This window comes from Nitrosophilus labii, from assembly GCF_014466985.1.
Taxonomy (GTDB): domain Bacteria; phylum Campylobacterota; class Campylobacteria; order Campylobacterales; family Nitratiruptoraceae; genus Nitrosophilus_A; species Nitrosophilus_A labii.
On the sequence record NZ_AP022826.1, the window covers coordinates 1,366,065 to 1,388,603 of the forward strand.

Annotated in this window: 25 protein-coding genes; 4 read left to right on the forward strand and 21 right to left on the reverse strand. The window is 33.5% G+C overall.

Going from position 1 to position 22,539, the window contains the following annotated elements; translation table 11 throughout:
* Window position 1 precedes the first annotated feature (1 nt).
* From NIL_RS06835 to NIL_RS06870, 8 genes are all read right to left on the reverse strand, one after another.
* Entirely contained in the window at window positions 2–787 is a 786-nt protein-coding gene (locus NIL_RS06835; protein ID WP_187647062.1) for a ParA family protein, read from the reverse strand.
* Window positions 784–1,419, reverse strand: a complete 636-nt coding sequence (locus NIL_RS06840) for a biotin--[acetyl-CoA-carboxylase] ligase (RefSeq protein ID WP_187647063.1) — start codon at window positions 1,417–1,419, stop codon at window positions 784–786. The genes NIL_RS06835 and NIL_RS06840 overlap by 4 nt, the downstream gene beginning before the upstream one ends.
* Window positions 1,400–2,314 carry a methionyl-tRNA formyltransferase gene (gene fmt, locus NIL_RS06845; protein WP_187647064.1) on the reverse strand — a complete coding sequence of 305 codons (915 nt, stop codon included), beginning with the start codon at window positions 2,312–2,314 and terminating at the stop codon, window positions 1,400–1,402. The genes NIL_RS06840 and fmt overlap by 20 nt, the downstream gene beginning before the upstream one ends.
* Before the next feature lie 48 nt (window positions 2,315–2,362).
* Window positions 2,363–3,139 (reverse strand): glutamate 5-kinase, encoded by a 777-nt coding sequence (gene proB / locus NIL_RS06850; protein WP_187647065.1) that lies wholly within the window; start codon window positions 3,137–3,139, stop codon window positions 2,363–2,365.
* Complete coding sequence (obgE, locus tag NIL_RS06855) at window positions 3,120–4,226, reverse strand: GTPase ObgE (protein WP_187647066.1); 1,107 nt, start codon at window positions 4,224–4,226, stop codon at window positions 3,120–3,122. Before obgE ends, proB begins: the two co-directional genes overlap by 20 nt.
* Before the next feature lie 131 nt (window positions 4,227–4,357).
* Entirely contained in the window at window positions 4,358–4,612 is a 255-nt protein-coding gene (rpmA, locus tag NIL_RS06860; RefSeq protein ID WP_187647067.1) for a 50S ribosomal protein L27, read from the reverse strand.
* A 10-nt stretch (window positions 4,613–4,622) separates the two neighbouring features.
* Window positions 4,623–4,928 carry a 50S ribosomal protein L21 gene (gene rplU / locus NIL_RS06865; protein WP_187647068.1) on the reverse strand — a complete coding sequence of 102 codons (306 nt, stop codon included), beginning with the start codon at window positions 4,926–4,928 and terminating at the stop codon, window positions 4,623–4,625.
* Between the two features lie 78 nt (window positions 4,929–5,006).
* A complete protein-coding gene (locus NIL_RS06870) occupies window positions 5,007–5,378 on the reverse strand; it encodes a RidA family protein (RefSeq protein ID WP_187647069.1) in 372 nt (123 codons plus the stop codon).
* A gap of 203 nt (window positions 5,379–5,581) precedes the next feature.
* Between NIL_RS06870 and NIL_RS06875 the strand changes: the two genes are divergently transcribed.
* Window positions 5,582–6,292, forward strand: coding sequence for a DUF2231 domain-containing protein (locus NIL_RS06875; protein WP_187647070.1), 711 nt, complete (start codon window positions 5,582–5,584; stop codon window positions 6,290–6,292).
* A gap of 20 nt (window positions 6,293–6,312) precedes the next feature.
* Here the strand turns inward: NIL_RS06875 and dapE are convergent, their stop codons facing one another.
* From dapE to NIL_RS06890, 3 genes are read right to left on the reverse strand one after another with little or no spacing between them, the layout of a single operon-like run.
* Window positions 6,313–7,407 carry a succinyl-diaminopimelate desuccinylase gene (gene dapE / locus NIL_RS06880; protein WP_187647071.1) on the reverse strand — a complete coding sequence of 365 codons (1,095 nt, stop codon included), beginning with the start codon at window positions 7,405–7,407 and terminating at the stop codon, window positions 6,313–6,315.
* Between the two features lie 11 nt (window positions 7,408–7,418).
* Complete coding sequence (locus tag NIL_RS06885) at window positions 7,419–7,961, reverse strand: YqiA/YcfP family alpha/beta fold hydrolase (RefSeq protein WP_187647072.1); 543 nt, start codon at window positions 7,959–7,961, stop codon at window positions 7,419–7,421.
* 9 nt (window positions 7,962–7,970) lie between these two features.
* Window positions 7,971–8,315, reverse strand: coding sequence for a hypothetical protein (locus tag NIL_RS06890; RefSeq protein ID WP_187647073.1), 345 nt, complete (start codon window positions 8,313–8,315; stop codon window positions 7,971–7,973).
* Window positions 8,316–8,486: 171 nt separating this feature from the next.
* Between NIL_RS06890 and NIL_RS06895 the strand changes: the two genes are divergently transcribed.
* The gene (locus NIL_RS06895; protein ID WP_187647074.1) at window positions 8,487–8,678 is read left to right on the forward strand and encodes a hypothetical protein; all 192 of its coding nucleotides are present in this window, start codon (window positions 8,487–8,489) and stop codon (window positions 8,676–8,678) included.
* 89 nt (window positions 8,679–8,767) lie between these two features.
* Window positions 8,768–9,862 (forward strand): multiheme c-type cytochrome, encoded by a 1,095-nt coding sequence (locus NIL_RS06900; protein ID WP_187647075.1) that lies wholly within the window; start codon window positions 8,768–8,770, stop codon window positions 9,860–9,862.
* A 30-nt stretch (window positions 9,863–9,892) separates the two neighbouring features.
* Here NIL_RS06900 and NIL_RS06905 read toward each other — a convergent pair whose 3' ends face one another.
* The 4 genes from NIL_RS06905 to NIL_RS06920 form a co-directional block, all read right to left on the reverse strand.
* Complete coding sequence (locus NIL_RS06905) at window positions 9,893–10,510, reverse strand: DUF2238 domain-containing protein (protein ID WP_187647076.1); 618 nt, start codon at window positions 10,508–10,510, stop codon at window positions 9,893–9,895.
* Complete coding sequence (locus NIL_RS06910; protein WP_187647077.1) at window positions 10,482–11,291, reverse strand: endo alpha-1,4 polygalactosaminidase; 810 nt, start codon at window positions 11,289–11,291, stop codon at window positions 10,482–10,484. Before NIL_RS06910 ends, NIL_RS06905 begins: the two co-directional genes overlap by 29 nt.
* A 74-nt stretch (window positions 11,292–11,365) precedes the next feature.
* Window positions 11,366–11,695, reverse strand: a complete 330-nt coding sequence (locus NIL_RS06915; RefSeq protein WP_187647078.1) for a thioredoxin family protein — start codon at window positions 11,693–11,695, stop codon at window positions 11,366–11,368.
* A 205-nt stretch (window positions 11,696–11,900) separates the two neighbouring features.
* Complete coding sequence (locus NIL_RS06920; protein ID WP_197972060.1) at window positions 11,901–14,069, reverse strand: IGHMBP2 family helicase; 2,169 nt, start codon at window positions 14,067–14,069, stop codon at window positions 11,901–11,903.
* A 64-nt stretch (window positions 14,070–14,133) separates the two neighbouring features.
* Between NIL_RS06920 and NIL_RS06925 the strand changes: the two genes are divergently transcribed.
* Window positions 14,134–14,925, forward strand: coding sequence for an EI24 domain-containing protein (locus NIL_RS06925; RefSeq protein ID WP_187647079.1), 792 nt, complete (start codon window positions 14,134–14,136; stop codon window positions 14,923–14,925).
* Between the two features lies 1 nt (window position 14,926).
* Here the strand turns inward: NIL_RS06925 and NIL_RS06930 are convergent, their stop codons facing one another.
* The 6 genes from NIL_RS06930 to NIL_RS06955 all read right to left on the reverse strand — a co-directional run bounded on the left by NIL_RS06930 (window position 14,927) and on the right by NIL_RS06955 (window position 22,384).
* Window positions 14,927–16,117, reverse strand: a complete 1,191-nt coding sequence (locus tag NIL_RS06930) for an HD domain-containing protein (protein WP_246434420.1) — start codon at window positions 16,115–16,117, stop codon at window positions 14,927–14,929.
* Between the two features lie 18 nt (window positions 16,118–16,135).
* Complete coding sequence (locus NIL_RS06935; protein WP_187647080.1) at window positions 16,136–16,768, reverse strand: 3-keto-alpha-glucoside-1,2-lyase-like domain-containing protein; 633 nt, start codon at window positions 16,766–16,768, stop codon at window positions 16,136–16,138.
* A gap of 14 nt (window positions 16,769–16,782) precedes the next feature.
* On the reverse strand, window positions 16,783–17,244 hold the full coding sequence (locus tag NIL_RS06940) for a hypothetical protein (protein ID WP_187647081.1): 462 nt from the start codon (window positions 17,242–17,244) through the stop codon (window positions 16,783–16,785).
* A gap of 391 nt (window positions 17,245–17,635) precedes the next feature.
* On the reverse strand, window positions 17,636–18,598 hold the full coding sequence (locus NIL_RS06945) for a malate dehydrogenase (RefSeq protein ID WP_246434421.1): 963 nt from the start codon (window positions 18,596–18,598) through the stop codon (window positions 17,636–17,638).
* Between the two features lie 12 nt (window positions 18,599–18,610).
* The gene (locus NIL_RS06950) at window positions 18,611–20,557 is read right to left on the reverse strand and encodes an FAD-binding protein (RefSeq protein ID WP_187647082.1); all 1,947 of its coding nucleotides are present in this window, start codon (window positions 20,555–20,557) and stop codon (window positions 18,611–18,613) included.
* 171 nt (window positions 20,558–20,728) lie between these two features.
* A complete protein-coding gene (locus NIL_RS06955) occupies window positions 20,729–22,384 on the reverse strand; it encodes an electron transfer flavoprotein-ubiquinone oxidoreductase (RefSeq protein ID WP_187647083.1) in 1,656 nt (551 codons plus the stop codon).
* Window positions 22,385–22,539 lie beyond the last annotated feature (155 nt).

The window sequence follows — 22,539 nt, forward strand, 5'->3', positions numbered from 1 at the left end:
ACTACTTTTCCAAAATCACTTTTGCCAACGATTGATAAGCCATACTTCCAGTTGATTTACTGTCATAAAGTATAACCGGTTTACCAAAACTAGGTGATTCGGCAAGTTTAACGTTTCTTGGAATCACTATAAACGATGAGTTTTTTTCATCTTTAAAAAGTTTGTTTTTGAAATGGTGTGAAAGATCGGCAAAAACCTGTTTTGATAAGTTGTTCTGTTTGCTATACATAGTAGGCAAAAAGCCTCTAATAGATAGTTTTGGGTTTATAGTTTTTCTAATAAGTCTTATAGTATTTAGAAGCTGAGCTAATCCTTCAAGAGCAAAAAACTCGCACTGGATAGGAATAATTACAGAATGCGCAGCGCTTAAAGCATTTATAGTCATTGGTCCAAGCGCCGGTGGAGAATCGATAATGATAAAATCGTACTCATCTTCTATTTCGTCTATTTTCTCTTTTAAAACCAATTCTCTTTGTTTCGCCTTAGAACTGTAAAACTCTTTTTCGACCCCTACTAATCCTATATTTGATGGAGCAAGATAAAGATTGTCAACAGAAGTTTTCAAAATTATCTCGGTAAGTTTCTTGGAGCCAATCATAACATGATAGATATTAAATTCATAATCATTTCTGCTATATCCCAAGCTTGTAGTCGCATTTGCCTGAGGATCAGCGTCTATTATAAGTACTTTTTTGTTTTCAAGAGCCAAAGATGCCGCCAAATTTACAGCCGTTGTAGTTTTGCCAACTCCGCCCTTTTGGTTTGCTATAGTTATTATCTCACTCATCTTAACGAATATATCCTTTTATTATTAATCTCTATAGAACCGTCATCACAAAGAATTGCATCTTTTAATGAAACTTTTTTCCCATCAAGATGAAAAGTAAAATTTTTACTCAATTGAAATTCTAACTTATATTTACTAAAAATTTGCTTCCATGAAATCTTTTTTTCTATTTTATATAAAAAAATTTCAACAAGCTCTTTTATCTCTATATCTATATCGAGTTTAGCGAAGTTTTCGGGGCAACTAGCGATATTAAGGCCTATTCCGCATATAAAAACGTCTGAAATTTTAGATGTTATTACTCCTCCGATTTTTCTTTTTCCGATATAGAAATCGTTCGGCCATTTTAACCAGATTTTAGAGCCTTTTTGAGACAAAATCTCTTTTAAAATATAAGAAAAATAAATAGATAAAGATTGAGCGGGCAAATCTGAAGGAAGTTGATACTCTTTTAGAGCAAAAGAGAAAAAAAGATTCCCATCTACCCCTATCCAGCTATTTCCTCTACTGCCAATTCCATTTGTTTGTCTTTTTGCTACAACTGCTACTGGAGGTAACAGTTCGTTTTTTTTTATCTTATCTATAAGATATAGCTGAGTAGATTCAACCTCTTCAAGATATATTGTCTCCAATACCTAATCTCCTTCCCCTTAGATAACTAAAAATATCCATAACTTTTTTAGATGGCGGCTGTACCTTCGCTATCTCCACTTTTCCTCTTTTGCAACCAACTATAGCCCCTTTATCGGTAAACTCCAATATTTTTCCATCTTCGTTTATACTATCACTATCGACCAAGTTTATCTCTTTTAGTTTCAATCCGCTTTTTAGATATATTCCCGGCCAAAAAAAGAAGGCTCTATATTTGTTAAATATGTTTTTGGCATCAGAAAAATCGACTTCACCGTCCATCTTTTTTATCTTCTTACAGTAACTAGCGTCAATATCATTCTGTTTTAATGGCTCAATTTTTCTAAAATTTTTAAGTATGTATGGAGTCAACTCCTTTGCTAAAATAGATAGTTTTTCAAAAAGGATGGGGGCAACGTCATCTTTTTGTATCTCTATAACGCTATAACCCAAAATATCTCCCGTATCTAGACCTTCATCCATAAGCATTGCCGTAACTCCCGTTATCTTATCACCATTTAATAAAGCTTGCTGAATTGGACTTGCGCCTCTATATTTTGGAAGCAATGAGGCGTGAAGGTTGATACAAGGAGATATCTCTAAAATGTTTCTAGGAAGTATCTGTCCGTATGCTGCAACTACTATAAAATCCGGATTTAAATCTTTTATTTTTTCAACAACTTCATTATCTTTTAATGTTTGGGGCTGATATATCGGTATATCATACCCTCCATCTAGCAAAAATCTTTTTACATCCGGTGGAGTGAGTATTTGCTTTCTTCCTACTGGTTTATCCGGTTGTGTAAATACCGATACTACTTTGATATCTCTATCTTCAAGTATACCCTCAAGTATAGCAGTTGCATAATCAGGAGTTCCCATAAATATAACGCGCATGATTTCCCTCTTTTGTTATGAAGTAATGAATAAATAGTGATAGGTAAATTAACCAATAATTTCTTCATTTTTTATAAAAAGTGTTCCCCCTATATGCTCACCTTTCAATAAAAAACTTTTAACATCACTTAAATCAAATCCACTTGCTAAAAACATAGTTTTTCTACGTCTAAGCAAAAAATCAGCAGCTTTAAGTTTAGTAACGATTCCTCCTGTAGCGAAAGAGTAGTTAGGATTGCATTCGGTTGTTAAAAGCTTTGGATCGATTTTTTCAACAACTTTTAAAAGTTTCGCATCTTCGTTTTTCTTCGGATCTTTATCATAAAATCCATCTATATCGCTAAGTATAACCAACATATCCGCATCAAAATAGAAAGCCGCATGTGCCGAGAGTTGATCGTTATCCCCAAAAACCAATTCTTCCGTTGCTGTGACGTCGTTTTCATTTATAATAGGAATAATTTTATGTTTTAAAAGAACCTCAATAGCATTCTTAGCATGCTCGGTTCTTTTTCTACTATCAAAATCATCGGCACTTAAAAGCATTTGGGCACAAAGAGTATCAAACTTTTCAAATTTTTTTTGATATGCTTTCATTAAAAGAGGTTGTCCGATAGCTGCCAAGGCCTGTTTATTGGGAAGCTCTTTTTTATCTAATTTAAGCTTCGTATATCCAGCGGCAACTGCACCCGAACTTACTAAAATAACCTCCATTTTTCCATTAAGTTCGGCCAAAAACTCTACAAGATTTAACATTCTCTCCTTGGCTAATCTATTATTTTCGCTTAAAACGGCACTGCCGACTTTAATCACTACTCTTTTCACTCTTTCTCTCCATTTTTATCATATCATTTAAAGCAAATATCAAAGGTTTTATATTGATATTAGCAACTGCAGATATTGGAAATATAAAATATGGTTGGTTTCTATCAATATTTTCTCTATCTTGTAAAAAATATAGATACTTATCATCAAGTCCATATATATTTTCGCCGCCCGGCTCTTCTTTTAAATCTTTTATAAATTTCTCAATTTTTTGATTTGCTTCTTCAATATCCATAGAGTCTATTTTAGTCAAAGCTATAGCATAACTTCTTTTACTTAAATGCTCACTAAATTTCAAAAGCTCTTTTTTCAATATTTTATATTGGGTTAATAGCTCTCTGTAGCTTGATATATCTATCATAAAAAGCAAAGTCTTGGTTCTTTCTATATGTTTCAAAAACTTCAGCCCCAAACCTTTTCCTTCACTTGCACCTCCAATGATTCCGGGAATATCTGCCATCACAAAACTTGAAAACTCATCTACATCCACCACACCTAGCTTAGGCGTTAACGTAGTAAACTCATAATTGGCAATTTCAGGTTTAGCGTTTGAAACTACGGATATAAGCGTAGATTTTCCTACGTTTGGAAACCCTACAAGTCCTACATCGGCTATTAGTTTAAGTTCAAGTATTATATCTCTACTCTTTCCAGGAAGTCCAGGTTGAGCATACGTTGGTCTTTGATTTGTCGGACTTTTAAAGTGCCAGTTCCCTTTTCCACCTTTTCCGCCTTCTAAAAAAAGAACCCTATCTCCATCTTTTGTTAAATCTAGAAGCAGTTCTCCCGTTTCGGCATCTCTCACTTCTGTTCCTGGAGGAACAACCAAAACAAGAGGCTGGCCATTTTTACCATGTTTTTTTCTTCCCTCACCGGGCCTACCGTTTTGGGCTTTTAAAACTTTTTTTCCTTTAAAGTGAGAGAGAGTATGTGTATTTTTATCTACTACAAAATATATATCTCCGCCTTTTCCGCCGTCCCCTCCGTCAGGACCGCCCTTTGGCATAAATTTTTCTCTTCTAAAACTTACAGCACCTTGTCCGCCTTTACCGGAACTAACCGTCAGTTTTACACTGTCAATAAACATAATTTTTCCTTGGAATTAGTAATTGGGAATTGGGAATTAGAAGAAATATGAAGATTAGGAATCAGGAATTAGAAATACCAATTCCTAATTCCAAATTCCTAATTACTATGATTTTGGGCAAAAGCCCAAAATCATGCGGGATAAACAGAAACTTTTTGTCTCTTTTTATCTTTTCTTTCAAATTTTACGTAGCCGTCTATAAGAGCGAAAATAGTATGATCTTTTCCCATACCAACATTATTTCCTGGGTGAACTTTCGTTCCTCTTTGTCTTATGATAATATTTCCGGCTCTTACAAACTCTCCACCGTATTTTTTCACTCCCAGTCTTCTACCGGCACTATCACGGTTATTCTGGGTACTACCTTGACCTTTCTTGTGAGCCATAAATTACTCCTTAAGCTATTTTTGTTATTTTTACTCTTGTAAAATCTCTTCTAAAACCTCTTTTAAGTTTAGAGTCTTTTCTTCTTCTCTTTTTAAAGATTATAATCTTCTTTCCTCTACCTTCGTTGATCACTTCGCCCTCTACTTTAGCCCCTTCAACGAAAGGAGTACCAACTTTTAGTTCACCGTCGTTTATAGCCAAAACCTCTTTAAATTCAACTTTGGTTTTCGGCTCAAGACCCATTTTGTCAAAGCATATAATATCACCCTCTTTGACTTTATACTGCTTGCCGCCGTTTTTTATGATTGCATACATCTTCCAACCCTCTTGCGTTTTTTTAGCCTTTTAGACATTTTGATGGCGAATATTATCAAAAACTAGTTTAAGTTATGTTTAAATTAAAGCTATAGCTTCTATCTCAACAAGAGCGTTTTTAGGTAATGTTTTAACTGCTACGGTACTTCTTGCAGGTTTATGAGTTCCAAAAAATTTAGCGTAAATCTCGTTTACCTTCGCAAAGTCATCCATATCTGCTAAAAAAATCGTTGTTTTTATAACTTTATCTAAAGAACTGCCCGCAGCTTCCAAAACATTTTTAAGATTAGTCAGCACTTGTTCAGTTTGAATCTCTATATCATTCTCTCTCATCTCACCTTCTGGAGTAAGAGCTATCTGTCCCGATGTGTAAATAAAGTTACCAACTTTAATAGCTTGAGAATACGGCCCTATGGCTGCAGGTGCATTATCAGTCTGAATATACTCCATCTTCTTTTTCCTTTATTTAGCTTTATTAAACTATAAAATTTTATCAAAAAACGGAACAATTTCAATAAAAAAACAGAAGATAAAACAAAATAGTAGTTCGATCTCTCAATACTCTTCCAAATAAAAAAAATTTATAAAATCAAGATAAAAATAAACTTTTTATGATAAAATAAACTAAAATCCAACATTATAAAGGACTTGCCATGGAGTTTTTAAACTTTTTAGATACTATAAAACTGCCTTTTGAGCTGCCGATTCTTCTACATCCGGTTACGGTACATTTTGCAATTACGCTTCCTATCATTATACTTATACTAGAAATCGTTAATCTTTTTATTAAAAGGCCTTATCTAAATATAATAACATCAAGTTTTCTATTTTTCGTTATTTTCATATTTACAGCAGCTTTTTTCGCAGGTAAAGCAGACGGATCTCATGCATTTTCACTTTTGTCTCCAGAAGGTCAGGAAGAGCTAAAGCTTCATAAAACGATAGGTATGTATCTAGTTTATGCAACTGTGTTTGTATTTTTATTGAAGCTTCTATCTATGGCTATAAAAAAAGATGCAGCACAAGCGGTTTACATGGTTGCCTTATTAGTTTTTATAGGCATTACTTTGAAACAGGGAAAAGATGGAGGAGAACTAGTTTACGAATATGGAGCTAACGTAGAAGCCATATCTAAAATGGATGACAAAATTATGGAGCTTGAAGATAAGATTGATGAACTTGAAACAAAACTCAAAGAGTGTTCTCCAGCAAAAGAGGAGAGTCAGCAAAGTACAGCCCAAGAAGTCAACTCGCAACCAACCAAAACAGAAACGGTTGAACAACAAGAGTCAAACGCTACTTTAACTGTACAGTCAGAAAATATAGATCAAAACGCAACGACAGACAACAATACTACTCACTAAAAGATGGTTTCGGCCATCTTTTAGAAACATCTTAAAATCTCTTTGAATACTTCATAAAGTTTTATAACTTCTTCTTTGCCACATCTTTCGTTTGGAGCGTGGATGGTATCGTTTACTACTCCAAACTCTACCGTTTTAACTCCAAATTCACCAAAAAATCTTGCGTCACTTGTTCCACCCGCCGTAGAGTATTTAGGTTTTATTGAACAGATTTTTTGGATTGAGCTATCTAGTAGTTTTACTATTTTGCTGTCTGGATCCGTCATAAACGGTTTTGCGCTTTGTGAAAGCTTAAGTGTATAGTTTGTTTTATCAAAATTTTTATACATAAACTCTTCTACATCTTTTAAAGTAGTTTTAGTAGAGTTTCTTACATTGAACATCATCTTAAGTTTTCCTGGCGTTACGTTCGTAACTTCCATACCGGCTCTAATATCGGTAATAACAAATTTACTAGGTGCAAAAAAGTCATCTCCATCATCAAGATTTGTTCCCGCTATATTAGGAAGTATTTTTGCTACGGCATGTATTGGGTTTACGGCTTTTTCCGGATATGCCGCATGTCCTTGTTTACCTATCACTTCTATAACGCCGTTAATGGAACCTCGTCTGCCGATTTTAATAGCATCTCCAAATACCTCTTCACAAGTAGGTTCAGCTACTATAGCAAAATCTGGAATCAACTCTAGTTCTTTTAGTTTTTTTAACGCAAGCAGAGTACCATACTTGGCTTCACCCTCTTCGTCACTTGTTAAAAGCAAAGACAAAGTACCATTAAATTTTTTTGTCTCTTTTACAGCTTGTACGAAGGCCGCGACGCCACTTTTCATATCTTGGGCACCTCTTGCGTATATCTTTCCATCTTTTTCTATCGGCACAAAAGGATCACTCTCCCATCCAACTCCTGGAGGAACCACGTCTACATGCCCTCCAAAACAGAGATGCTCCCCATCACCGAATTTTTTATATAAAAAAAGATTTTTTACATCTTCTTTGTTTATCCATATAGCTTTAAAATCTTTTAAGTACTCTCTTATAAAATCCAAACTTCCATCGTCGTTAGGAGTAATAGATTTAAATGAAAGAAGTTTTTTAAAAAGCTCTATCACATCCATCATTTCCCTTTTTAATATCGGAATCTATCTATCATACATAAATAATCTTCAATATTTTCAAATCTATGGTTTCCACCATACTCTACTACAACTTTTGCACCTATAAAAAAGTTTAGAGTCTCTTGATAGTTTAAAATCTCATCTTTGCTGTGAAGTAAAACCAGATATCTTGATAAATTAACTTTATCTACTTTTAGATTTATTAGCTCTTTTATATACTCTTCTTTCCAAAAAAATTCCATACCGTCGCAAAATTTGCTATTTTTCCCTATATAAGGATATAAAGTTATATACGGTTTTAAAGAAGGATTTATAAGAACTGCTTTTTTATCAAACTTTTCGGCTAAGTAGATAGCATAAAATCCGCCTAACGAAGAGCCTACAATCAGTTCTATATCGTTTTGATTTATCATGTTAGATAAAAAATCTATAGCCTCTTTTGGCGAAACAGGAAGATTTGGAGCTAAGATCTTTTTTTCTCCAAAATATCTTCTTAAAGCATCACTTTTATTTCCCTTGCCGCAGCTTTTAAAACCGTGAATATATAAAATCACTTTCTATTTTTACCTATTAGGGTTTTCATAAAAGATATAATTTGTAGAGTAGTCGCTAAACTCAAAATAGACTTTTTTTTCTCCGGAATCAACTTTATAGTTAAAATTCTCATCAATATATCCGTAACCGTACCTGTAAGGCCTAGGTCTATTGTCGCTAGTACCATAAGCTGTGGATATTTTGTCTATCTGTATAAATCTCTTTACTAGTTTTCCTCCGCTATACACATCCAAAACACCGTTGGTTCCAGTCCAGTTGACTATGGCTCGTCCTAGTTTATTTTGAGTCTCTTGGGTACAACCCGCAAAAAAAAGTATCGCTAAAACAGAACTTGCCAATAAAGCTTTTTTCATTTCAACCTCTTTTAAGTTTTTTGGTATTATATCATAAGAGATTGACTAAATGATTTAATAGTTAAATAGTTGTATAACAGGTTTATGTTACAACATTTAACTACTCAACTAAATCTAACTCTTTTAGATATTCAACTATCTCATTATCAAACTAAACAGTAAAGGAGCGATATGAGCGGTTGGACATGTTCTTATCAGATAGGCGAATATTGTGATTTACTCAAAAAAAAGTGCGATCCTGGCGACAAAGGATGTGTACTATATGGAAAAGCGATATTTAGCAATCCTCAAACACCTTCAAACGAGGCCGTAAAAAGAAGAGAAGAGATTGAAAGAAAAAGAAAAGAGAGAGGTTACGAATAATTAATTTGAAAATTTGAAATAGCTATAAACTCTTTTTTTATAAAATATTATTATGAAAATGATTATTATAAACAATAAAAGGATTAAGTATGAAGAAGTATTTGCTTTTTTTGGCCTTCTTAGCTTCAACTTTTGCAAATCATAAATTTGCCCCTAACGAAGATTGTAAATCATGTCACCCGCTGATATTTGAAGAGTTTCAAAGTAGTATGCACGCAAACTCCACTATCTTTAAAGATCCTATCCATAAGGCCGTTTGGGATATTCACCCCGCAAAAAAGAAAGAGTCCTACGACTGTGCAAAATGCCACACTCCAGCAGCGGATAATTTAAAAGAATTAATAACGCCAAAAAACGGCATATTGCCCGATAAAAACAGTAAAACTCAAAACGAAGCTATCTCATGCGCCTATTGTCACAGAATAAAAGAGATAAAAGAGGGGCTTAAAACAAACACAAACATAATCTCAAAAGAGCCAAAAAAATATTTTGGAACTTTAAAAGATCACATAAAGTCTCCTTATCATGAGATTGACACCTCAAACCAAAACTTTTTAAAAGGTAATGTCTGTATGGGTTGCCACTCTCATAAAAGAAACAGATTTGGCCTTAACGTCTGTTCAACAAATGAAAATAGAGAGATAGAGAACGCAAACTGCGTTAGCTGTCACATGCCAAAAGTCAAAGGTTCCGTTTCTACTTTAAGAGAAACAAAAACGCACACCTTCCATGGTTTTGCCGGAACTCATGCTCATAACGATAAACTAAGAAAATATATAGATATTGAGTTTTTGCCAAAACTTAGAGATTTTGAAATAGCAGTAAATTCCAAAGTCCCTCACGATCTTTTGCTTCATCCTTTAAGAGTCGCGTTTTTAAAAGTATCTGTTATAAGAAATGGAAAAAAAGTTTTTGAGAAAAAAGAGACTTTTGTAAGAGTAATAGGGGCCGACGGAAAACCCACACCTCCTTGGCTAGCAAAAGAGGTTGTAAAAGACACGATGATAAAAGAGAATGAAAAGAGAGTCTTAAAATATGGCTTTAAACTACAAAAAGGAGATAAGATCGTAGCCGTATTAGGATACAAGTTGGTAAAACCTCCGATGGTTAAAAAACTCAAACTTGAAAATGTGGAAGTTGCAAATAAACCGTTTATATTGAAAAAAGAGGTGTTTAAATTTTAAACTTATAAACAAGGAGACAAAAATTTATTTTTACTTTGTCTCCTTCTTTCTAATAAAAAAATATAAACTTGTGGCAAATATCGATCCCAACCCGTCAGATAACATATCTTTTTGAGCGTCCCAAATATCTCCTTGAGCACTCACATAATCTAGTCCCGCTTCAGGGTCCATATATATAACCGCTAACCACTCAATGATCTCATATATGGCCGCAACCGTAAAAATAGAAAATATAGGAAACAAAAACATAATAACATTTGAATTAACGAGTTTTTTTCTATCTAAAAACTCAGCTATTGCATAAGCGTAAAAACCCACGCTAAAATGGGCTATACGATCATAATTGTTTCTCTCCCAGCCAAAAAGATTGTTGACAAAATCAAAAGGAACGTCTTTAAAAGTATAATGTCCCCCTATAGTGTGCATATAGATCCATATACTCATCAAAAAATAAGCGATATTTGAAAATCTAAATTTTTTATATGTAAAAACTAGAGGCAACACTACTAACAATACCGTTAGATTTTCCGCTATCCAAACGGTCTTATCCTTGGGATTGACAGAACAAAGTAAAAACAAAACAACATATATAATTAATAGAATATGTGGAAAAAATTTTTTAATTACACTCGAATCTAAAACTATCATCTAAATCCTTAGGTAAAATCAAAGTTCTAAAATTTTCATCTCTTGCTTTTTGACACAACTTTGCTCTTTCTTGTTCATCTATAACATATATTTGCGCATATTCGACATTAAAAACAGGCTTACCTTTTTGAATAAACGGAGTTAAGAACTCACACTCATTAAACTCATGGCACTGCTCATTTAATGCAAAATCGAAATAATCCACTAAATCGTTTATTTGCATTAAATCATTTTTTAAACCTATAGAAAGCCCTCTTAAATGCGCTTCCTGCGCCAAAAATTTGTTATATTCCAACTGATCTTCATACGTTAATCCAAATCCCGTATTATTTATATAGCTATCTACATTATCTGGTTCAACCCCGTCACACCCTTTATTTTTAGCGATATCCAATCTCTCCTGCATAATCTCTCTTACAGTAGAATTTCTAATATCTAACCATTTTTCACCTTCCCAACCATCCAAATCGTTTCCAATAGCCTCTTTAGGAAATTTATAAGCATCTTCTCTCCAATTTTCATAACTACCTGCACTAAAATAGCAAATAACCTTTTTCCCTTGATTATGCAATGTTTCTATAATTTCTTCGCTAGTATCAAATAAATCGATATCATATAACTCTACATTATAATCTAAGTTAATTGTACCTTGTAGTTGCCAATGCCAAGTTGTATTTACATCCGGTCTGTACCAATCAATCTCTGGGTCGCTCTCAACGCTTCCGCCTCCTCCACATCCATAGAGAAAAATTATCAAAATAAGAGCCGTCAAAATCCTCATACTATCTTTCCGAATCTTTTTATTCGATAATTAACGAGTAGTAAGTTTAAATAAAATCTACTTAATATACTATTTTATCCAAAATAGAGATTATAAATCTTTTCAATTTTATCTTTAAGTAAAGTCAAACTAACGTTTCTTCCAACTCTAGCAAACTCTTTATTATCAAAAAATATAAGAATCGCGGGAGCACTAAAAATATTAAACTTGCTTCCAACTTCCGATACATCGGCTATATTTGTCTCAAATAGAACAACTTTGGGAAATTCTTTTGAAAAAAGCTCTTCGATTTTGGGTTTCAAAACTTCGCATACGTTACAATTTGGTGCACTCACATAAAGCAAAACTGCATCATTTTGCAAAATCTCTTTTTCAATATCCTGTAAATTCTCAAGTTTTTTCATTTGATTCCTTTATAAAATAGTGGCATTAGGAATTTGGAATTGGGAATTAGTGGTAATAATTCATTGAAAATGGTTGAGTAGTTGAGTTTTTGAATTGAATTTTATAAATTATTTTAACTACTCAACATATTTAACACTTTTAACCAATAACCCAATATACCAAATAATCTAATTACTAATTCCTAATTCCAAATACACCAATATACTAATAAACATTAACTACTTTTCCCTCCTCTTTTATATACTCCAAAAACTGTTTATATATCTCCTCTTTACTCAATGTAGTGCTATCTCCTATACAGATAAGTTTTCTTTTAGCTCTCGTTATAGCCACATTTAATCGCCTTAAATCTTTCAAAAAACCTATTTTGCCCTCTTCGTTGCTTCTAACAAAACTGATAATAATAACTTCTTTTTCTCTTCCTTGAAAACCGTCAACACTTTTAACTTCAGTTAAAATCTCATCTTCACTTAAAACCTGTTTTATTCTCTTAACTTGAGATAAATATGGAGATATTACGCCAATATCCTCTTCTTTCATCCCCATATTTAACAACTCTTTTACCAAATCAACTACTATCTCTGCCTCTTTTACATTCTCATAACTTGTTGATCTATCCGGTAAGCTCTCTGCAGCTTCTATACCTTTTGTATCTAAAAAAACCAAAGGCTCTTTAACATCTAAAATATCTTCATATTTAGTTGGCTCTTTTAACTCAAAATCTGCCAATGTATGATTTTTTACACTTTCATCGGCAACCAACTCACCGTTATAAAACATCTTATTTGAAAAGCCCATTATTTTTTCATTCATCCTGTATTGAACTTTTAACATTTTTGATAGATTTTTATGAGACTCTATCAACTTTTCAAAAAGCGAAATTTTAAGTTTTTTAGCCTCCTCACTGACTACTGTTGGAGGGAGCTGTTTATGATCTCCAGCTATAATGAATCTATTTGAGCGCATTATAGGAATTAAACTAGAAGGGATTATCTGTTGACTTCCTTCATCAATCACTGCCACATCAAACTCAAAGGATTTGAGCATTTCGCTCATAACCATTGAGTTTGTAGCCAAAACAACGTCGCAAGTTTTTATAATCTTTTTATAAGCCTCCTCCTCTTCAAGTCTCAAAGAGCTTACTAGCGACTCTATTTTCCTGTCATATTTTATCCACTTTGCCATAGACTGCATAGTCTGAACACTGATACCTCTTTGGCTTTTTCCCCTAGCAGCAAGCGTTAAAATCCTATCATAACTCATTCCCCTGCTTCTTGCTTGTGTCGGTTTGCTAAACTCCTCTCTTTTTTTGACTAACAGCGCTACTTCTTCCCAACCCTTTTTTATCGCTTCAGCTTCGAAACTCTTTTCATATTTAGCATGGATTGAAAACTCTTCAAGTTCGGACAATATCCTAGCAGGATGACCTATCCTTACTAAAGAGATATCTTTATCGGCTAGTCTTTGTAGCATATTGTCAACCGCCGTGTTGGAATCGGCTACGGCTAAGACTCTATTTTTTCTCTTTACTTCCTGTAAAATTATCTCTATAAGTGTACTAGTTTTTCCGGTTCCAGGAGGTCCATGTATCAAAAATAGTTCCTTGCTTCCAATAGCAAAACTAACTGCCTCTTTTTGCGATCCGTTCAAGTTTTGGTTGAAAACTTCGAAGTCAGATTTTAAGGATTGTGAGGGCTCTTTAAGACCTAAAGCTATGTTTCTAAGATATCTTTTTCTCCCACTAGCGTCTCTTAATTCTTCAAGATTCTCTTCCATTCTTTTAAATGTTATATCGTTTATATATAGATCTATTCTGATTCCAGGCAAATAGACCCATTTAGGAGGATTATTTTCAAAAGCCACCGTAATAAAATGTTTTTTAACTTCACTAACCGTTCCTGTTATATCGCTTTTTAAAGGTTCGCCTCTACTTATTAAAACTATATCGCCTGAACTGATTTCTGTATCTATAGATCTGTTTCTTCCAAACTTAACAAAATAAAGATTTAATCTTTTAGGCTGTTTTTGTCCTTTTAGATCTAAAACTGCCCTTCCGAAAATCTCTCGCTCATATCCGCTAAAACCTTTTATCTCATTTATTTGCTGAGATATTTCGGCAACCCTTTCAAGCTCTATAAGATATTTATTTTCCTCCACGAACTGATGTATACTTTTTATCTCCTCCTCTTCTTCACGTGTAGGTATAATGTTTTTAGGAGGCTTTATCTTTACTCTCTTTTTTAAAACTATAAGAGTATAACCGTTTGCATGATATGTGGTTTTTATATCGCTCTTTTTTAGTTTAAGTTTTTTTAGTTGTTTTATAAACTCTTTATCATCAGTAACTTTTGGTAAAATTATCAGTATACTCAATTTAGTTCCTTTAGGGCACCTCTAAAATTAGTTTGAGTATTATTTTATTACAAAGGCGGAATTTATGCAAAAAAACATTTTCGTTGCGGCATTTGAAGATTTTATGACAACAAAATTTCTAACTTTGACGTTAGCACCCTTTTTTATAACTTTGCTTATCTTTTCAGGTCTAATTTTCGGAGCAGGAAGCGAATTTTTCGATATACTAAATCAACTTAGCCAAAATCCGGATGCTATCAACGATCCCCAAATCAAAGAGTTTGTACAAGAATACCCTATAATCTCGACAATTGCGGGAAGTTTTATTTTCCACGCAATAACGGGAGTTATTTTTGGAATATTGGGAACAGGACTTGCGATTTTGGCATCTACGGCCGTAGCGCTTATCATAGTAGGTTTCTTTACGCCTATAATCGTAAAAGAGATTCACAAAAGACACTACTCTTACATACCAAAAGAGGGAGGAGTAGATTTTATCTCATATATAGTATTGAGTGTTAAATCTATCTTGAAATTTATAGCTGTTTTTTTTATATCAATATTTTTATATTTTATACCGCTTTTAAATCTCATAGCTTTAAATATCCCTTTTTATTATCTCTTTTCATCTTTGTTGACTCTTGATGTGGGAGGAGAGATCTTAACCAAAGAGGAGCTTCAAAGAGTACTGAATGAGAGAAAAAAGGAGATTTTAGGATCAACGTTTATCTTATATCTAATATCTCTAATCCCTTTTGCGGGTATGCTTTTGCAAGTATATTTCGTTTCTGTTTTAGCTCACCAATTTTTTAGAATAAAAGCCGACTTTTTAGATAAAAAACCGAAAGAGACTATAGAGGCCGAAATAGTGGAGTAAACTATATTCCCTTTTCAAGACCTATTAATATCTCTTCGATATCTATATCGTAGATCTTAAAACCTTTATATTTTTTCAAAAGTCCGGATTTTGCATTTTTTAGCTCAACAGGATCCACACCGTTATGAATGGAGGCGGCGGCCTCTATAAAAGCTCCCAAGTGATCGGCAACTTTTATCAAAGAGCCGTCAACACCGTTATAACTGTCTGTATTGTATTTTTTTATCATAAGCTCTTTATCTTCCACTTTTTCCAAAACACCATCAACAAATATTCTGTCGCTAAACTCATCTTTTATAAAGTACCCCATCTCTTCTCTAAGATAAGGAGGCAAAAGAGGAAGAAGCCTCTCTTCAATAACTCTCTCTTCATACTCTTTTAAAATCTTATCAAGCCCTTCTACTCCATATTTAACCGGGCTTATGATATCTCTCGTAAGAGCTTCGGCTAAATCGTGAAATAAAGCGGTAAAAAAATTGTTGTAAAACTTTTTATCACAAGCGCCGTACTCAATACTTAAAAGATATGTTAAAACAGCTACAAAAAACATATGTCCCAAAACGGAGGTTTGAGGGATTCTTGGAGTTTTTGCCCACCTTTTTTGAAATCTAAGCATCGCACAGATTTCAAGAAAACTTTTGCTTTTTATACCAAGTTCTAGTCTCCTAACACCCGTCAAATCCAGATAATCTTCAACTTGAGAGTCGATTTTCTCTTTTATCTCTTGTACACCTACGGCTTTTGGATAAAAATCGTAAATGATCCCAAACTCCCATCTACTAGCCAAAAAGTGAGCCGCGTTTAGCACCCTTCTCTCTAACTCCTGCGGATTGGAAGAGATATAATCTTCAAATTTGCTTTTTACTTTGTCATCAACAATCTCAAACAAAACTTTTTTAACATATTCATCAAGCTCTTTTTTCTTATGTTTTTGAAGATAATGAAACACAGGAGGCTTTAGATCCGTTACTACGGCTCTATACATAAACTCTACCACACCATAATCAATAAGCCTTCGCCAATCTATAGATACTGAGTTTTCACTCTCCTCTATTCTACCTAAAAGCCAGGCAATAACCATTTTATGAGACTGTTTATCAAGTTCTACAAAATCAACCGGTCTTATCTGATCGTTCCATCTGTCAATGCTTGCAGTAGAAAAAAGAAGATATAAAAATTTTGGATTTATCATAAAAGTTCCTTGGTGACTCTACTTAAAAACTTTTATCTCAATCTCGTCAAAAAATGTTTTTGCATCGGCTTTTGTCAAAATTCCAGCCCCGCCGCTGTGGGTTATAGTACTATCTTTAATATCGGCTATCTTTTTTCCGTTTAAAAAAACTTCAATCTCATCGTCGCAAAAAACAACTCTTAATCTTTGCCAACCATCTTTAAGATCAATTTTTTTAGAGTATATCTTTTTAGATTCGCCGTTTTTTAAGGCCTTGAGTATAAATTCTTTGTTTAAAGGATCTATCATAGCTATATAGTAGTTTTTTCTATCTCTCATTCTCCATATAATCGCTCCTCCTTGATTCTCTCTTCCCTTATCGGCTTTAATTTTCGCTTCAATAGCGCCGTTTAAAAAATATACATCTTTGGTATATAAAAGATTAAACTGTTCACCACTGCTTCCTCTTGGATATCTCATATATACACTTTTTCCCTCAACCACTTCCCAGATACCAAGACTTTTTTGGCCTGTAGCGCCCATCATCCAACCTTCGGGAATATCTCCTATTTTTGTTGACTCAAAATCCTGTTTTAAAACCTCTTTTACCTCTTTACACTCACTTGCAAACAGCAAACTAACTGTCATAATAAGCAAAACCCACTTTTTCATAACACATCCTTACTCTATTTACGAATTTTAAGAACCACTTCACCGCTGTTTACGGGAATTTTGAAAGTATAAACTCTTTTTGAACTTACTACCTCATAACCGTCTTTTAGCTTTTTTATTTTAATAGGCGGTTTAGAAAAAGTAAATCTATATTTTCCTCTATCGCTTAAAAAGACTATTTTATTATCTTTATACCAAAAGTACAATATCGGATCTTGATAGTATCTAAGTATCCCCTTTTTCTTAACAAAGCGCAATTCTAACTTGTAAACGTTATCTTTGATAGGAGTTATTTTATATGATTTTAGTCTATATTCTCCATCAGCAAATCCGCCTATAAAGTTATATGTAGCATAAGTTTTATCTAATATTTCAAAATCTAAGCTAGTTCTTTTTATCTCATCCTCAAAAGCTTTATAAATCTCCTCATTTGCGAAAAGATTAAAAATGATTAAAAATAGCAACAAAAATCTCATTTAAAACTCTTTTTTTGTTTATTAGTAAAGCTTAATTACATATATATTCTTAAAAAAATTTTATATTTTTACTTTATAAATTTTAATTGTAACTTCTCACCAAAATAATTTTTTTAAATCATAATTTTTTATTCGCTTTTATACAAATTTTCTTAAAATTTTCATATTGATTATGAGTTTTTACTCAACAAAATAAAGCCTTCTTGAACCAATTTTTTTATATTATATTACTATAATTTTAATGTACCTTTTAATGTACCATTATTTTGTGAGAAGATGATATTATTATGAGGTTTTTGTATAAAAAGAAAAAATTATAATACACTATTTTTTAGGCTCTATTCACTTTACTTGCTAACTTATATCATAAACTTCAAGCAAATGCTTGAAGTTATAGACTTTCAAAAAATCCGCTATCTTCTAACATTACAATTGCACTTTTAACGCTTTGAACAGCTTTATCAAATTTCTCTTTTATTTTTGGCTCGAGTTCTATCTCAATAATTTTATTAACCCCTTTAGCGCCGATGACGCATGGTACGCCAATTGTAACATCTTTATGTCCATACTCACCATCTAAATAGACACAACTTGGAATTACTTTCTCCTCATCACTTAAAATCGCTTCAACCATAACTGAAACTGCTCTTCCCGGTGCGTAAAATGCTGAAGTTTTTAGATATTTTACAATCTCTGCTCCCCCTTGTTTTGTCTTTTGGATAATATCTTCCATATCCTCTTCACTTAAAAGTTGTGGCAAAGGAACGCCGGCTATACTTGTTATTTCTGGATACGGTATCATATCTTCACCATGGTTACCTATTACCATAGGTCTAACTTGACTCATACCAAAACCTATCTTTTGATATATTTGATAAGCCATTCTTGCTCTATCTAATGCTCCACCCATACCAATTACTCTATTTCTCTCCCATCCTAAAACTCTAAACGCCACATAAGTCATAACATCTAAAGGATTTGAAACTACTAAAACTATAGCATTTGGAGAATACTTCTTTATATTTTGCGCTACCTCTTTTACAATCTTTGCATTTATATCAAGTAACTGCATCCTTGTCATATCTTTTTTTCTTGGAACTCCTGCAGTAATAACAACCACATCACAATCTTTAACTTCTTCAGGTTTTACTACGCCTCTAACAACTGTTCCTCTTGGAGAGTAGTTTGTAGATTGGCTTATATCTATCGCTTTTCCTATAGCAACCTCTGGAACAATATCATATAAAAGTATCTCATGACAAGTACCCGTAAACGCAAGTGAATAAGCAGCAGTTGCCCCAACTGCTCCCGCTCCTATAATCCCAACTCTTCTTCCTACCATTCTTCCTACCATATCACCTCCTTTTTAAGCTTTTAATCCAAATGTAAATTCACCTTTTTTTACTCTATCAATGAGTTCAGGCAAAATATCTTCATACTCTCCAACTATTCCAAAATCAGAGTTTCTAAAAATAGGCTCTTTTGGGTTATGATTTATAGCAATTATTGTCTCACTCTCTTTCATACCGGCTAAATGCTGAATCGCTCCACTAATACCTACGGCAATATAAACTTTAGGTCTAACTGTCTTTCCAGTTTGGCCAATCTGCCTTGCATACTCTGCAACACCTTCATCAACCATTACCCTACTTGCAGCCCATTCAGATTTTATCCCTTTTTCTTTTAAAATCTTATCTAACTCTTTTACAAGCTCCATTCTATCACTACTTGTTCCTCTTCCACCTGATACTATAATATCTGCTTCAAATAGACTTTGTAGTCCTCCTTCTCCTCTTACAGTTTTTACAATTTTTGTAACAAAAAGCTCATCACTTAATTTTGGTTTAAACTCACTAATTTTTCCTTCTCTTTTTTCAACCTTTTGTGGAACAGGAAATGTTCCCGCTCTTGCAGTAGAGATTTGAGGACAGGTAAAACCTAAGATAGTTGCAAGCTTAGATTCTCCAAAAGTTGGTCTAATAGACTCAAGTAATGGAGCATAAACAAATTTCTCTTTTGTCTTTTTATCTCTATAGATATGTTTTCCAATTTTAAGCTCTGTACAATCAGCAGTAACTCCAGAATCTGTTTTTACCCCTATTCTTGGAGCAAGCTCTCGCCCTGCAGTAGTAGCAGCAAATAGAGCAATTTCTGGATTTTTTTCTTTGATTATTTGGTAAAAAATCTCTGCAAATGGTAAAATCTGATACTCCTTTAACCTATCATCTTCTACAACTATTACTTCATCGCTTCCATAACTAATTAGTTCTTTTGCCAAAGGTTTTACATCTTTTCCTATTAAAACAGTTATTACTTTTGTATCTTCACCCAACTCTTTAGCTAAGCTTTTTGCAGGAGTTAAAAGCTCTAATGAGCTTCTTGCAATTTTGCCATTTGCAACTTCAGCCCAAGTAAGAATTCCTCTTGCACCATTTCTAAAATCAACTACCTTTAAACTCTCGTCAATTTTTTGCTCTTTTTTCTTTTTTTCCTCTTTTTCTAAAACATTTTTTCCTTCTTTAAACTTCTTGATAAACTCATCAACCACCTCTTTTTCATTATGACCACTTACTATTTTTGCAGGAGCTCTTTCACTTTTAATATCCACAACTTTTGCAACAATTGTAGGACTGCCACTTAATCCAACTTTCTCTTCACTAAGTCCAATATCAGCTATATTTAAAATATTTATCTCTTTTTCTCTTGCTTTTATAGTTCCTGCAAGTGATGGTCTTCTTGGAGGAATACCTGTTGGTGTAAAGCTTAAAACACATGGAATTGGCACTTCCAATATCTGATAGCCACCCTCAATTATTCTTTTTGCCTCTATTTTATTATCTTTTAAATGAGTACTTTCAATAAATGTAGCTTGTGGGACAACTAAATTTTCCGCAACTTGAGATGGTACATGAGCCGTATCCCCATCGCTTGTTTGTCTTCCTGCAACAATAATAAAATCTTCGTTAGCCCCTTTTCCATAACCCAAATGTTTAATAAGTGTTGCTAAAGCAAGTCCTGTTGCATATGTATCAGAGCCTGCAAGTTTTCTATCACTCAAAAGATAGGCTTCATCATAACCCATTGCCAAAGCTTTTTTTAATGACTGTTCAAATGCAGGAGGTCCCATAGAACAAACTATAAGTTTTGCTTCTGGATTCTCCTTTTTTAGCTGAAGTCCAGCTTCTAAAGCAAATTGACAATCTTTGTTTATCATCGATTTTGCTTTTGTTCTATCCATCAAACCATCTTCACCCATTCTCATCTCAGAGGGAACGGGTACTTGTTTCATTAAAGCGATGATTGTTAATGCCATCTTTACTCCTTATTGCTTTTTTATTCGTAAATCGTAATTCGTGAATCGTAAATTGTGAATGGCAATTTGTAATTTAAATTTTTGGTTTAATGAAGAGTGAGTAAGTGAGAAAGTTAGTAAGAAAATCTAACTCTTCACTCTCCCCAATCACCATACTCACCTAACTTCTATTTACATATAGTTATAATCTGGTCCATCTCCTCCATAAGGCACACTCCATATTATCTCTTCATTTACAGATTTTATATCGCATGTTTTGCAATGAACACAGTTTTCTGGATGAAACCTTACCTCTTCCTTTCCCTCTCTATCGATATGAAGCTCATATACTTCCGCTGGACAAAAGTGAACACATGGCGCTCCATACTCTTTTATATTTAATCTTTTAAAACGCTCTTTATCATTTACTTTCAGATGGCAAGGCTGCATCTCATCATGCTCAGTTTTTGAGTAATAAACGTCTGTTACTTTATCAAAAGTTAAATTTCCATCAAATTCAAGTTTCTCTTTGAATCTATCTTTAAAAGACTCCCCTTTAAACTCTTTTAAACTTTTTGTTGTTTCACTATCAGGCTCAAGTTCTGGAACAAATACGCTTGCTCCTTGAGTCAAAAGCTGTATTCCCATCTGAAATCCACCAAATAACATCCCTCTTTTCATAACTGCTCTAAAATTTCTTGTAGGATATAGCTCCTCATAAATTAAAGAGCTATTAACCTCTCTTTCATACACTTTTAATCTATCAATTGAGGTATCGCCTAAAGAGATAGCATCTGCAGCAACTCTGCCTGCAATATTTCCTGACTCAACTGCCAAATGCACCCCTTTTAACCTTGCAGTAGTTAAGAATCCAGCACTATCACCAACTATTAAAAGATTATAATCATAATATCTTGGGATTGAGTTCCATCCACCCTCAGGAAGTGTTTTTGCGCCAAACTCCAAAATTTTTCCACCCTCTATAAATTTTTTTACTTCTGGATGAGTTTTCCATATCTGCATTAGTGCATGGATATCTGTCGTTGGATCTTCATAATCAAGTCCAACTACAAGTCCTAAAGCAACTCTATTTTCAGTTAGTCCATAGATAAATCCTCCTCCAAATTCAACTCCATCTTTTAAAGGATATCCAAAGGTGTGATAAATCTCTCCCGGTTTTATTCTACCTTCTGGTACACTCCATAACTCCTTAACACCCAAAGAGTATATTTGAGGTCTGCTTTTTTTATCAAGTCTTAATCTTTTTATCGCTTTTTTGGCTAAACTTCCCCTTGTTCCCTCTGCTAAAATTGTAACTTTTGCTTTAACTATTGTACCCTCTACAAAATTTTCCATTCTTTTGCCGTTATGATCAATACCTGTGTCTTTCATTTTAGCGCCCACCACTTTGCAATTTTCATAAATAAGCTCATCAGCGCTAAAACCCGGATAAATCTCAACTCCTTTATCTTCAGCTATTTTTGCTAAATATCTACAAATCTCTCCAAGTGAAGCTATGAAGTTACCTTCATTTGACATATATGGGGGATGAAAAGGGAGTTTTTTTACACTTCCATCATCTTCCAATTTCATAACAGTATCTATATCAACTTTACTATCAAATGGAAGATTGTTAAATTCTTCTTCACTGAGTAGTGATTTTAAAGTTTCCGGTTTTATCACAGCTCCTGAGAGTATATGCGAGCCAACATTTTTCCCTTTTTCTATAACCATTATTTTTAACTTATCACCATTTTTTTTCATCTGATTTGCCGCCGATATAGCAGCACTAAGCCCAGCCGGTCCCGCTCCAACAATGAGAATATCGGTATGTATAGTCTCGCTCATATCGCCTCCTATAAAAAATATGCTTTTTAATTAGATAACTTAAATTAATTTAATTTATAATTATTATTGATGTTTTTTTAGAAAAAAAAAGGAATATGTGTAGTTTTTATACATTTTTTTTGATGAAGTTAATCAATTTTTTTTAAAAAGTTAGG

Coding starts and splice junctions, on each gene's coding strand:
- NIL_RS06940 (WP_187647081.1), bottom strand. CDS start 17,244: ATGAGATTTTTGTTGCTATTTTTAATCATTTTTAATCTTTTCGCAAAT.
- NIL_RS06875 (WP_187647070.1), top strand. CDS start 5,582: ATGGAGTTTTTAAACTTTTTAGATACTATAAAACTGCCTTTTGAGCTG.
- NIL_RS06835 (WP_187647062.1), bottom strand. CDS start 787: ATGAGTGAGATAATAACTATAGCAAACCAAAAGGGCGGAGTTGGCAAA.
- NIL_RS06895 (WP_187647074.1), top strand. CDS start 8,487: ATGAGCGGTTGGACATGTTCTTATCAGATAGGCGAATATTGTGATTTA.
- NIL_RS06910 (WP_187647077.1), bottom strand. CDS start 11,291: ATGAGGATTTTGACGGCTCTTATTTTGATAATTTTTCTCTATGGATGT.
- NIL_RS06945 (WP_246434421.1), bottom strand. CDS start 18,598: ATGGTAGGAAGAATGGTAGGAAGAAGAGTTGGGATTATAGGAGCGGGA.
- NIL_RS06950 (WP_187647082.1), bottom strand. CDS start 20,557: ATGGCATTAACAATCATCGCTTTAATGAAACAAGTACCCGTTCCCTCT.
- NIL_RS06955 (WP_187647083.1), bottom strand. CDS start 22,384: ATGAGCGAGACTATACATACCGATATTCTCATTGTTGGAGCGGGACCG.
- fmt (WP_187647064.1), bottom strand. CDS start 2,314: ATGCGCGTTATATTTATGGGAACTCCTGATTATGCAACTGCTATACTT.
- dapE (WP_187647071.1), bottom strand. CDS start 7,407: ATGGATGTGATAGAGCTTTTTAAAAAACTTCTTTCATTTAAATCTATT.
- NIL_RS06935 (WP_187647080.1), bottom strand. CDS start 16,768: ATGAAAAAGTGGGTTTTGCTTATTATGACAGTTAGTTTGCTGTTTGCA.
- NIL_RS06890 (WP_187647073.1), bottom strand. CDS start 8,315: ATGAAAAAAGCTTTATTGGCAAGTTCTGTTTTAGCGATACTTTTTTTT.
- NIL_RS06925 (WP_187647079.1), top strand. CDS start 14,134: ATGCAAAAAAACATTTTCGTTGCGGCATTTGAAGATTTTATGACAACA.
- NIL_RS06900 (WP_187647075.1), top strand. CDS start 8,768: ATGAAGAAGTATTTGCTTTTTTTGGCCTTCTTAGCTTCAACTTTTGCA.
- NIL_RS06915 (WP_187647078.1), bottom strand. CDS start 11,695: ATGAAAAAACTTGAGAATTTACAGGATATTGAAAAAGAGATTTTGCAA.
- NIL_RS06870 (WP_187647069.1), bottom strand. CDS start 5,378: ATGGAGTATATTCAGACTGATAATGCACCTGCAGCCATAGGGCCGTAT.
- NIL_RS06930 (WP_246434420.1), bottom strand. CDS start 16,117: ATGATAAATCCAAAATTTTTATATCTTCTTTTTTCTACTGCAAGCATT.
- rpmA (WP_187647067.1), bottom strand. CDS start 4,612: ATGGCTCACAAGAAAGGTCAAGGTAGTACCCAGAATAACCGTGATAGT.
- NIL_RS06905 (WP_187647076.1), bottom strand. CDS start 10,510: ATGATAGTTTTAGATTCGAGTGTAATTAAAAAATTTTTTCCACATATT.
- rplU (WP_187647068.1), bottom strand. CDS start 4,928: ATGTATGCAATCATAAAAAACGGCGGCAAGCAGTATAAAGTCAAAGAG.
- obgE (WP_187647066.1), bottom strand. CDS start 4,226: ATGTTTATTGACAGTGTAAAACTGACGGTTAGTTCCGGTAAAGGCGGA.